The organism is Candidatus Nitrosopumilus sp., assembly GCF_029882185.1.
Lineage (GTDB): Archaea > Thermoproteota > Nitrososphaeria > Nitrososphaerales > Nitrosopumilaceae > Nitrosopumilus.
The window spans coordinates 1-1,698 of the sequence record NZ_JAOULD010000100.1; the positions used below are offsets into that span (position 1 = coordinate 1).

General features: G+C 37.7%; 1 protein-coding gene. It reads right to left on the bottom strand.

Going from position 1 to position 1,698, the window contains the following annotated elements; all coding sequences use genetic code 11:
- The coding region (locus tag OEW78_RS10540; protein WP_300327244.1) for an AAA family ATPase at nt 1–1,390 on the bottom strand (1,390 nt) is incomplete at its 3' end.
- Nucleotides 1,391–1,698: the final 308 nt, after the last annotated feature.

Below are 1,698 nucleotides of genomic sequence, written 5' to 3' on the forward strand. Positions count from 1 at the left end.
CACGAAGTTCTTCCTTTAGTTTGTCCAGTCCCCCAACATCATCCCAACTAACATTTGGAATCTGAACCAGAACTTCTCTTAGTGCAGAAGGCCTGACCTCTTTTAATGCCTCTGTAAAATCTTCGCTTGTTATCTTTATTTTTTGCAATAATTCTTTTGAAACTTTTTCTTCCTCTAAATTAATTTCAGGCAAAATTCTTCTCAGAGATTTCATCGCAGCTTCCTTGCAAAGCACTTCCAAGTCAGCCCCCACAAACCCGTGAGTTGTCTTGGAAATTTTCTTTAAATCTACCTTTTTGTCTAGAGGCATTCCACGCGTGTGAATGTTTAGAACTTCTAGTCTGCCTTCATCATCTGGAATTCCAATCTCGATTTCTCTGTCAAATCTACCAGGTCTTCGAAGTGCAGGATCAATGGAGTCAGGTCTGTTAGTAGCTGCGATAACTACAACTTTTCCCCGAGACTTCATCCCATCCATCAATGTTAGCAGTTGAGAGACAATTCGTTTTTCCAATTCTCCTGAAATCTCCTCTCGCTTTGGAGCAATAGAGTCAATCTCGTCAATGAAAATAATGCTGGGAGCATTTTCTTCAGCTTGTGTAAATATTTCTCGAAGTTTTTCTTCACTTTCCCCATAATGCTTTGCCATGATTTCCGGACCACTAAGTGATGTAAAGTGGGAATTTGTTTCACCAGCTACTGCCTTTGCAAGTAAGGTTTTTCCAGTGCCTGGTGGACCATACAGCAAAACACCTTTTGGCGATTCGATGCCTATTTTCTCAAAGAGTTCAGGATGTCTCATAGGTAATTCGACCATCTCACGAATCTTTAGGATTTCATTTTTTAATCCACCCAAATCATCATAAGTAAATCTGGGAACTGATGCGTCAATGGATTTGGTTACTGAACCCAGCTTGAATATTGTATTTTCAGTAGCAATTACTGGTTTTGATGGTTTTGTGCTAGTTACAATTAATTGAATTTTGCTTCCCATTTGGGTGCTGACAATAACAGTATCTCCAGTTGTAAAGACATGTCCTTGATAACGAGAAATCATATACTCATGCAATCCTTCAGCATGAAGTTTTTCAGTAGGGGACAAAACAATTTGTTCTGCATCTGCTCCTTGTACAGCATTGATTGTGACTTTTTCCCCGATACTTGCCCCGATGTTGTATCTTGTAAGACCGTCGATGCGGATAATCCCACTGTCACGATCCTCTGGAAACCCTGACCATAGCTTAACATGGCTTTTTTTATTTGCAGATAGTTCTAAAATTTGTCCTGCCTTCCAATTATTTTCTTCAATGGTTTGAGGGTCAATAATTGCCACCCCATAACCAACATGGCTTTGTGGCATCTCTTCAATTTTTAATTCTATTTCTGACAAGCCTTGTTTACCACTCTGTACTATTTGAGTACTAGCATTGTTATCATAACTGACAAATAATATTGAATTTTATGATTGAAACTATTGGAGTTGGTTTTGTGAAAGAGATTTTCTTGGAAAGTATTTTGTTTTGTATAAATTCAAAGTTCCAAAGTGTTTCAATCCTTTTACCAATATTCCAATTGATCAAAAAGGGATGTAATAATGACTGTTGCAGCTTAATTAACTAGGACGACTCTAATATGGTATGTACCTTATGTCAAATACACTTACAGAATTATTAAATGAAATTAATGATGAACTGGCCA